This is a genomic window from Plastoroseomonas hellenica (assembly GCF_018129085.1).
Taxonomy (GTDB): domain Bacteria; phylum Pseudomonadota; class Alphaproteobacteria; order Acetobacterales; family Acetobacteraceae; genus Plastoroseomonas; species Plastoroseomonas hellenica.
Genome location: NZ_JAAGBB010000033.1, coordinates 59,700 through 68,956, shown reverse-complemented (window position 1 = coordinate 68,956; position 9,257 = coordinate 59,700). Strand labels below are relative to the sequence as shown.

General features: G+C 70.8%; 8 protein-coding genes and 1 other RNA gene. 1 reads left to right on the top strand and 8 read right to left on the bottom strand.

Annotated features, from left to right (window positions below):
* The 8 genes from ftsL to GXW71_RS23555 form a co-directional block, all read right to left on the bottom strand.
* Positions 1-415, bottom strand: a 415-nt coding sequence (ftsL, locus tag GXW71_RS23590; RefSeq protein WP_456315992.1) for a cell division protein FtsL, incomplete at its 3' end; no start/stop codon positions are given.
* Positions 400-1,344, bottom strand: coding sequence for a 16S rRNA (cytosine(1402)-N(4))-methyltransferase RsmH (gene rsmH / locus GXW71_RS23585; protein WP_211855138.1), 945 nt, complete (start codon positions 1,342-1,344; stop codon positions 400-402). The genes rsmH and ftsL, both read right to left, overlap by 16 nt.
* Positions 1,341-1,802: a division/cell wall cluster transcriptional repressor MraZ gene (locus GXW71_RS23580; RefSeq protein WP_211855137.1), complete on the bottom strand. Its 462-nt coding sequence runs from the start codon at positions 1,800-1,802 to the stop codon at positions 1,341-1,343. Before GXW71_RS23580 ends, rsmH begins: the two co-directional genes overlap by 4 nt.
* Positions 1,803-2,209: 407 nt before the next feature.
* An RNA gene (gene rnpB, locus GXW71_RS23575) (RNase P RNA component class A) lies at positions 2,210-2,611 on the bottom strand.
* Between the two features lie 36 nt (positions 2,612-2,647).
* Positions 2,648-3,283, bottom strand: coding sequence for a cysteine peptidase family C39 domain-containing protein (locus GXW71_RS23570; protein WP_211855136.1), 636 nt, complete (start codon positions 3,281-3,283; stop codon positions 2,648-2,650).
* A 12-nt stretch (positions 3,284-3,295) separates the two neighbouring features.
* Positions 3,296-3,994 (bottom strand): N-acetylmuramoyl-L-alanine amidase, encoded by a 699-nt coding sequence (locus GXW71_RS23565; RefSeq protein ID WP_456315991.1) that lies wholly within the window; start codon positions 3,992-3,994, stop codon positions 3,296-3,298.
* Between the two features lie 88 nt (positions 3,995-4,082).
* Complete coding sequence (locus GXW71_RS23560; protein WP_211855135.1) at positions 4,083-4,850, bottom strand: TerB family tellurite resistance protein; 768 nt, start codon at positions 4,848-4,850, stop codon at positions 4,083-4,085.
* Positions 4,851-5,005: 155 nt separating this feature from the next.
* Positions 5,006-5,524, bottom strand: coding sequence for a winged helix DNA-binding protein (locus GXW71_RS23555; RefSeq protein ID WP_211855134.1), 519 nt, complete (start codon positions 5,522-5,524; stop codon positions 5,006-5,008).
* A gap of 83 nt (positions 5,525-5,607) precedes the next feature.
* Here GXW71_RS23555 and GXW71_RS23550 point away from each other — a divergent pair, with 83 nt between their 5' ends.
* Positions 5,608-9,228 (top strand): hydantoinase B/oxoprolinase family protein, encoded by a 3,621-nt coding sequence (locus GXW71_RS23550; RefSeq protein WP_211855133.1) that lies wholly within the window; start codon positions 5,608-5,610, stop codon positions 9,226-9,228.
* Positions 9,229-9,257 lie beyond the last annotated feature (29 nt).

Genomic DNA, 9,257 nt, shown 5'->3' with positions numbered 1-9,257 from the left:
CCACTGCGGTCGCGGTGGCGGGCGGCGGCGGTGTAGGGGCGGGTGCCGCCGGCGCCGCGGCCATGGCAACGGCGTCGGGCTCCGCCGCGCGCGGTGCTGCGAAGAGGGACGGGGCGCCGGCGAAGACCTGCGGCGCGCCGGTGCGGCGCGAAAGGTCGGAGAAGCGCACGAACTGCCCGGGCGTCATCGGCTCCAGCGTCAGGGTGCGCTGCACCACCTGCCGCAGGCGGTCAGGCTCGTTCAGCATCGCCCATTCGGCGCGCAGCACCTGGGTGCGCTCCATCGCCGTCTCGGTCTGGCGACGCACGTCGCGCAACTCGCGGTCGAGCTGCGCGACCGACTGCTTCACCTGATAGAGGTAGTAGCCCGCGCCGGCCGCGGCGACGAGGCTGAGGAGCGTCAGCGGGCGGAACATGCAATGCGCTCCATGGCGCGCAGCTTGGCCGAGCGTGCGCGGGGGTTGCGGGCCAGCTCCGCCTCGCCGGGACGGACGGCACGGGGCGTGAGCAGGCGGAATTCGGGGGCGGCGCGGGCCATCAGCGCCGCGGGATCGTGGCGGGAGGCGAGGCCTTCGCGCCCGGTGCGGGCGGCCATGAAGCGCTTCACGATGCGGTCTTCGAGCGAGTGGAACGCCACGACCACGAGGCGGCCGCCGGGGGCCAGCAGCGCGGCGGCGGCGGCGAGGCCACGTTCGATCTCGGGTAGTTCGTCATTCACTGCCATACGCAAGGCCTGGAAGCTCCGGGTCGCTGAATCAATTCCGGAGGGATCGCGTGGCACGGAGCTTCGCACGATCTCTGCGAGTCGTGCCGTCGTGCTGATAGTTTCTTCGCTGCGTGCGCGGATGATCGCACGCGCGATGCGGCGCGCATGCCGTTCCTCGCCGAGATCTGCGAGGATCGCGGCGAGTGCCCGTTCCTCCAGCGTATTCACGAGGTCGGCGGCGGAGGGGCCGGATTTCTCCATCCGCATGTCGAGCGGCCCCTCGGCGCGGAATGAGAAGCCGCGCCCGGCTTCGTCGAGCTGGAAGGAGGAGACGCCGAGATCCATCACCACGCCGTCGAGCGCGGTGACGCCATGCTCGGCAAGGGCATCCAGCATGGCGCCGAACCGGGTCTCGACCAGGTGCAGCCGGCCGGGGAAGCGGGCCGCGAGGGCGGCGCCGCGGGCGATCGCGTCGGGGTCGCGGTCGAGCGCCCAGAGGGTGCAGGGCGCCGCTTCCAGGATGGCGCGCGCATAGCCGCCGCCGCCGAAGGTGGCATCGGCGTAGACGGCATCGGCGCGCGGGGCGAGCGCCTCGACCGCTTCGGCCAGCAGCACGGGGATGTGGCCTTGGCCGGTCATGCCGGCGGCCTTGCGGTGCCGGGGACGGTCAGGCGGTTGTCGCGCGCCTTTTGCCGGGCTTCCGCCTTGCGGCGCTCGAGGGCCTGCTCCTCCCAGATCTGGAAGACGTCGCCCATGCCGGTGAAGACGAGGCTTTCGCCAAGCCCGGCGAAATCGATAAGATTCTGCGGCATCGAGAAGCGCCCCTCGGCGTCGTAGGTGATCTGGGCGGTGTCGCCGAAGAGTGTGAGGCGGAGGTTCTCGGCCTCCTCCGAATAGTCGTCGAGCTGGTTGAGGCGGTCGCTCAGGGCATCCAGCTTCGGCTGGCTGAGGCCTTCCACGCAGCCATACATGTGGTGGGGACGGAGGTAGAAGGTGCGGCTGTCAATCCCATCCAGCGCGGCGCGGAATTCGGCCGGGAAGGAGACGCGCCCCTTCTTGTCCAGCTTCGCCCTGTGGGAATTGAGAAAGAGGCGCATGCCCCGAACCACACGGCTGCGCTGCCGCCCCCCGCCTTGGTCGGTCCGCCGGGTTCTCGCGGCGCGGATGACCCGCGGCTCCGCGACCCTTTGGTTCAGCGGCCGGCGGGGCCCCCCGACCCCACCGGCTCGCCCGACCATCCCGTGTTCCGATCGCTCGCCCCCCCGAGCATGCGGATCGTTGACGGGATAAGTTGGGATATCATGGGAAATTACGGGAAAGCAAGCGCCAAAGCAGGCGCTGGCCGCGAAGCCTGCGCGTTAACCCTTTGAATCAAAGAAATTTTTTGGATCCCGCTGAAGCGGGCGTGATGGCGCGCTGTCGATTTCATCGCAAGCGCTTCTTTTCGTTGTTTGTTCTGTACAGAGCGCCAGTTCTTCACAGCCTGTGAGTAACGGGGATAAGTGGTGCCAGATGGCCTGTAAGCCGGGTTCTGTCACAGCACGAAGCTGTGGACGACCATTCCTCTGGAACCTGCGTTGCCGCAGGCTTCTCGCGGCCAACCCGGGGAACGGGGCGGGAATGCCCCCGCGTCCGTGCCTTTCGGCACCACGCCGGCTCCCCCTATTCGGCCTTGCTCCCGGTGGGGTTTACCGTGCCGCCCCCGTCGCCGGGGGCGCGGTGCGCTCTTGCCGCACCCTTTCACCCTTGCCCATCGGGCTCGCGCCGGATGGGCGGTCTGCTCTCTGTGGCACTGTCCCTGGGGTCGCCCCCGCCGGCCATTGGCCGGCACCGTATTCCCGTGGAGCCCGGACTTTCCTCCAGCCCCGGGATCGCTCCCAGGGCCAGCGGCCGTCCAGCCATCTGACACCGCGCGAGGAGATGCGCCGCGGCCGACCCAGGGTCAAGCGGGGATGAGGATGCCGCGCCCGGCGAAGAAGCGGGCGAAGTCGGCGGCCGGCAGCCGCACGTCGCGCTGGCTCTCCGGCGTGTCGCCGGACGGGTTGTGGAAGACCAGCGCGCCGTCGGGGGCGACAGCGTGGACCAGCACCAGGTGGCCGCCGCGATAGGGCGGGTCTGCACGCGGATCGCGGATGCCGGGATGGACCGAGGCGACGAAGCCGTCGCCCGGCGCCGCGATCAGCCCCGCGATGTCGGCGGCTTCGATCTCCGTCACCACCTGCGCCGGGACCCTGAATTCCTCTACCAGCATGGCGACGGCCGGGGCATAGATCAGGCCGCGGATGCCGCCGTCACCGGTCTCGACATAGCCGCCGCGCGCAAGCGCCCGGCGCATCAGCGCGAAGGGCGTGACCGTGACGCCGCGCGCCGCGAGTGCCATGCGCAGGCAGGCCATGCCGCAGAGATGCTCGGCCCAGCGCGCATATTCCGCCGGCGTCGCGGCACCTGCCTCCGCCCAGCGCGGATCCCGTGCCGGATCGGCAGCACCGGTGATGAAGGCGCCGACCAGCTCGGGGCTTTCCCACTGCGCGAAATAGGGAGGGGAGCCGGCCATCGCCTGATCCGGGACACCCGCCATGACGCCTATCCCTCAGCCGTCGGCATAGAGCGTCGCCACGGCGCCGAGGCGGAGCAGGGTGCCGGTATCGGGCGCGCCATTGACTCGCTCCGGCCGGAAGCGCAGCTGAAAGGCCGTCAGCGCGGCCTCGACTGTTGCGATGTCATAGCCGATGGCGTCCAGCAGCGCGGCGGCCTGCGCCAAGCCGTCCGGCACCGGCGCCGCATCGATGCCGGGCACGCGGTCCGGCCAGAGTCCGATGCCCTGTGCCGCCATCGCCGCCCAGGGGAAGAACTCGCCCGGGTCCTGCTTGCGCGTGGGCGCCACGTCGGAATGGCCGAGGATGTCGCGCGCCGCGATGCGGTGCCGCGCGATGATGTCCCGGCAGAGATCGGCGACCGCCGCGATCTGCGGCTCGGGGAAGGGGCGGTAGCCCCATTCATGCCCGGGATTGACGATCTCGATGCCGATGCTGCGCGCATTCAGCATCGTCTCGCCGCGCCAGAAGGATGCCCCCGCATGCCAGGCGCGGCGCGCTTCCGGCACCAGGCGGAAGATGCCGCCATCCTCCTCCACGACATAATGCGAGGACACGCGGGATGCCGGGTCGCGGAGCCGGGCGATCGCTTCCGCGCCGGATCGCATGCCGGTGTAATGCAGGATGATCTGGGCCGGTGCGGCATCATCGGGGCGCGCATCGTGGTTGGGGCTGGGGGTCTCGTGGATCAGCACTAGAGCTTGCGTTCCCGCCTGATCCGATCCCCCAGGCCGCGCTTGCGCGGCCGTTCTGGACAAGGTGTGTGGGACCGGGACGCGATCCTCACAGCTTGCGTTCCCGCTTGATCCGGTCCCACGCGGCGTTGATCTGGGCGACCTTGTCGGTGGCGCGGCGGATGAACTCCTCCGGCACGCCCTTGGACGCCAGGCTGTCCGGGTGGTTCTCCCGCATCAGGCGTTTCCAGGCGGCGCGCACCTCGTCGTCGCCGACGTCGCGCGACAAGCCGAGCACCGCATAGGGATCGCCCTCCGCGACGCCGCCCGGGGCGCGCGGCGCCGCGCCGCGCGCCCGTTCCCAGGCCGCGGCGTCCAGGCCGAACTGCGCATGCACGCCGCGCAGGAAGGCGCCCTCCGCCTTGTTCACCGGCCCATCCGCGCGGGCGATCTGCACCAGCGCGTGCAGCACATCCTCCAGCATCGCCTTGTTGTCGGCGAAGGCTTCCCCGAGCTTCCCCGCGAATTCCTCGTAGTCGTCGGCGCTGTCGCGGGCGCGGTCGAACAGGCGGCCGACCTCCACCAGGTTCTCCGGCGGCACATGGAACAGGCGCTTGAAGGTATCGATCTCCTCCCGCCGCACCACCCCGTCCACCTTCGCGAGCTTGGCCGAGAGCACAACGACCGAGACCGCGAACAGGCTCTCGCGCCCGCCGATCAGCGCCGCGATATCGGCGGTGGAGACGGGGATGCGCTGCTGCCCCGGCGCCGCGCCGGTATCGGCCGCATGGCCGAGTGCTGCACCCATGAGCGCGCCCGCCGGCCCGCCAAGCGCGAAGCCCGCTACACCCCCTAGGATCTTGCCCCAGAATCCCAAACCCACATCCTCAGCCCTGCTGTCGCGTGATGACTTGAGGCCGGTTCGGCCGAAAGTCTGAATCACGCGACCAGACGAATTTCTGGAGGATGGTCCGCGAGCGCGAGCGAACGGATCATGCTCCGGCGCAGCTTTAGCACGGCGCAGGGGCGCGCCTACAGGGTGGCCGCGGCGCGGGCTGCCTGGTTGTAGAAGCCGGACAGCGCGCGCAACAGCGACGCCAGTTCGGACATCCGCGCCTCCGCCGGCCCCGCCGCGGCCAGCCCCTCGACCAGCAATTGCTCGCGGAGTGCCGCGTACCGGGCGCAGGCCGCTTCGCCCGTGGGCGTGACCCGCACCAGCTTCTCCTTGCCCGCCCGCGCGGTCGCGATCAGCCCCGCCGCTTCCAGCTTGCGCAGTGCATAGGTGACAATGTGGGTGTCCTCGATGTCGAGCACCAGCATCAGGTCGGCGATGCGCTTCGGCCGGTCGCGGTGGCGGACGGAGTGCAGGATCAGCACCTCCACCACCGAAAGCCCGGGCACGCCGACCGCCGCCATCGCCCGGGGCATCCAGCGATGATAGGCGGAGACGACGAGGTTCAGGCCGTATTCCACTTCCGACAGGGCGGGTGAGCGGCCCTCCGCCAGGTGGGCGGCGGAGACGACGGGGGCGGCTTCTGTCCGCTTCGGCATCGTGGTTTCCTCGCTGGCCAGATGAAATTGACGATTTGTCGACAAATCGTCAATGTCCAGCCTCGGCACAAGGAGCACGTGGCATGGGCGGCTGGCAGTTCTGGATCGACCGCGGCGGCACCTTCACCGACGTCGTGGCGCGCGACCCGGATGGGCGCCTCACCACCCGCAAGCTGCTCTCGGAAAATCCCGGCCGCTACCGCGATGCCGCGGTCGCCGGCATCCGTGCCACGCTCGGCCTCGACGCCGAAACCCCAATCGGCCCCGGCGTGATCGAAGCGGTGAAGATGGGCACCACCGTCGCCACCAACGCCCTGCTGGAGCGCAAGGGCGAACGCGTGCTGCTGCTCGTCAACCGTGGCTTCGCGGACATGCCGCGCATCGGCAACCAGGCGCGCCCCCGGCTATTCGATCTGGATGTACGCCTGCCCGAATTGCTGCATGAGCGGGTCGCCGAGATCGGCGGCCGCATCGCCGTCGACGGCGCCGAGATCGAGCCCCTCGATGAGGGCGCCGCGCGCCTGGCGCTCGCCGCCGCGCATGCCGCGGGCATCCGCGCCGTCGCGGTCGTGCTGATGCATGCCTGGGCCCATCCCGCGCATGAGCTCCGCCTCGGGGATCTCGCGCGGGAGGCCGGCTTCACCCAGGTCTCGCTCAGCCATCAGGCAAGCCCGCTGCCCCGCATCGTGCCGCGCGGCGACACCGCCGTGGTCGACGCCTATCTCTCGCCGATCCTCCGCCGTTACGTGGAGCAGGTCAGTGCCGAGCTCGGCGCCCATACCCGGCTCTATTTCATGCAGTCGAATGGCGGCCTCGCGGAAGCCGGCAGCTTCCAGGGCAAGGATGCGATCCTCTCCGGCCCCGCCGGCGGCATCGTCGGCGCCGCCCGCACTGCCGCCATGGCCGGGATCGAGCGCATCATCGGCTTCGACATGGGCGGCACCTCCACCGATGTCGCGCTCTATGCCGGCGAGTTCGAACGCGCCTTCGAGACGATGGTCGCGGGCGTGCGCATGCGGGCGCCGATGATGGCGATCAACACCGTCGCGGCCGGTGGCGGATCGATCCTGAAGTTCGACGGCGCCCGCTTCCGCGTCGGCCCCGAAAGCGCCGGCGCCGTGCCCGGCCCGGCCTGCTACCGGCGCGGTGGCCCGCTGACCGTGACGGATGCCAATGTCATGGTCGGCAAGATCCAGCCGGCGCATTTCCCCTCGATCTTCGGCGCCACCGGCGCCGAGCCGCTGGATGCCGGGGTCGTGCGGGCAGGCTTCGCGGCACTCGCGGAGGAGGTCGCGGCCGCCACCGGGACGCCCCAGGACCCGCGGGCCGTCGCCGAGGGCTTCCTCCGCGTCGCGGTCGCCAACATGGCCAACGCGATCAAGCAGGTCTCGATCCAGAAGGGCCATGACGCGACGCGCTTCGCGCTGCAATGCTTCGGCGGCGCCGGTGGCCAGCATGCCTGTCTGGTTGCCGATGCGCTTGGTATGGAGACGGTCTTCCTGCACCCCTTCGCGGGCGTGCTTTCCGCTTATGGCATGGGCCTCGCCGACCAGAGCGTGATCCGCGAGGCGGCGGTGGAAGCGCCGTTCGATGCCGCCGCCGTGCCCGGCCTCGCCGGGCAGCTCGCGGCACTGGAACAGGCGGGACGGGCGGCGCTTGTCGCGCAGGGTGCCGATCCGGCGCGGCTCGCCGCGGCGCTCCGGCTGCATCTCCGCTACGCCGGCACCGACAGCTTCCTGCCTGTCGCCTTCGGTGAGCACGGCACGGTGCTCGCCGCCTTCACGGAAGCGCATCGCCGCCGTTTCGGCTTCGCGACGCCGGAGCGGCCGGTGATCGTCGAGGCCTGCATCGCCGAGGTCACCGCCCCGGGGGAGCGCGTGGCGGAAGCGGCGCTGCCGCCCCGCCCGCAGGGCGAGGCGCCGGTCCCGCTCGAGGCCGTGCCGCTCTTCACCGAAGGCGCCGAGCACACCGCCCCGGTCTTCGACCGGGAGGCGTTGCGCGCCGAGGACCGCATCCCCGGCCCCGCCCTGATCCGGGAGGCGAATGCGACCACCGTCGTCGAGCCCGGCTGGACCGCTGACGTGACCGCGCTCAACCACCTGATCCTGCGCCGCACCACGCCGCGCCAGGCGGCACGGATCGCCGATGCCGGGCGTCCCGACCCGGTGATGCTGGAGTTGTTCAACAACCTCTTCATGAACATCGCCGAGCAGACCGGCGCGGTGCTGCAGAACACCTCCCTCAGCGTCAACATCAAGGAGCGGCTGGATTTCTCCTGCGCGCTGTTCGACGCGACCGGCGCGCTGATCGCCAATGCCCCGCACGTGCCCGTGCATCTCGGCGCCATGGGCGAGAGCGTGCGCACCGTGATCCGCAGCCGCGGGACGACGCTCCGTCCGGGTGACGTCGTCGCGCTGAACAACCCGTTCAACGGTGGCACGCACCTGCCCGACATCACCGTCATCACGCCGGTCTTCGACCAGGCGGGGCGGGAGATCCTGTTCTTCGTCGGCTCCCGCGGCCATCACGCCGATATCGGCGGCCTGACGCCCGGCTCCACGCCGCCCAATTCCGCGACGCTGGAAGACGAGGGCGTCGTGATCGACGACTTCCTGCTGGTCGAGCAGGGCCGCTTCCGGGAGGCGGAGTTCCGCGCCCTGCTGGCTTCGGCCAGGTACCCGGCGCGCAGCCCGGACGTGAACGTCGCCGACATCAAGGCGCAGGTCGCCGCCAACGAGAAGGGCGTGCAGGAGCTGTCGCGTGCCATCGCCGAATTCGGCCTCGACACCGTGCGCGCCTATATGCGCCATGTGATGGACAATGCGGAGGAGAGCGTCCGCCGCGTCCTGGAGCGCCTGCCGGACGGCACCTTCTCCACCACCATCGACGACGGCACGCCGCTGGTCGTCGCCATCCGCGTCGATCGCGAGCGGCGCCGCGCGGTGATCGACTTCACCGGCACCGGCCCGCAGCGCCCGAACAACTTCAACGCGCCGGCCGCGGTGTGCCGCGCCGTCGTTCTCTACTGCTTCCGCTGCCTGGTGGGGGAGGACATCCCCCTGAATGACGGCTGCCTGAAGCCGCTCGAGATCATCGCGCCGGCGGGCAGCTTCCTCAATCCGCGCGGCGGCGGTCCGGGCGGTGGCGCGGCGGTGGTCGCCGGCAACACGGAAGTCAGCCAGATGACCTGCAACGCGCTGCTGGCCGCCCTCGGCGCCTGCGCCTCGGCGCAGGCCACGATGAACAACCTGCTGTTCGGCGATGCCGATTATCAGTATTACGAAACGGTCTGCGGCGGCACCGGCGCGGGCCCGGGCTTCGATGGGACAGGCCCGGTGCAGACCCATATGACCAATACCCGCATGACCGACGCCGAGATCCTGGAATTGCGCTATCCTGTCCGCCTCGAGGAATTCGCGATCCGTCGCGGCTCGGGCGGTGCCGGACGCTGGCATGGCGGCGACGGCGCCCGCCGGCGCATCCGCTTCCTGCGCCCGATGGAGGCTGTGATCGTCGCCTCCCGCCGTACCGTCGCGCCGCATGGGCTGCAGGGCGGCGCCGCCGGCGCCGCCGGGCGGCAATGGGTGGAACGCGCCGATGGCAGCACGCAATGGCTTGGCGGCAGCGACAGCGCGCGCCTGGCGCCCGGCGATGTGCTGGGGCTGGAGACGCCGGGCGGCGGCGGCTGGGGCGCGCCCGATTGATGCTTGTGCGATCGCCAGAGTGGCCCGCA

Excerpts from the sequence above, each read along its gene's own strand:
- rsmH (WP_211855138.1), bottom strand. The coding sequence starts at position 1,344 with ATGACCGGCCAAGGCCACATCCCCGTGCTGCTGGCCGAAGCGGTCGAG.
- GXW71_RS23580 (WP_211855137.1), bottom strand. The coding sequence starts at position 1,802 with ATGCGCCTCTTTCTCAATTCCCACAGGGCGAAGCTGGACAAGAAGGGG.
- GXW71_RS23570 (WP_211855136.1), bottom strand. The coding sequence starts at position 3,283 with ATGGCGGGTGTCCCGGATCAGGCGATGGCCGGCTCCCCTCCCTATTTC.
- GXW71_RS23555 (WP_211855134.1), bottom strand. The coding sequence starts at position 5,524 with ATGCCGAAGCGGACAGAAGCCGCCCCCGTCGTCTCCGCCGCCCACCTG.
- GXW71_RS23550 (WP_211855133.1), top strand. The coding sequence starts at position 5,608 with ATGGGCGGCTGGCAGTTCTGGATCGACCGCGGCGGCACCTTCACCGAC.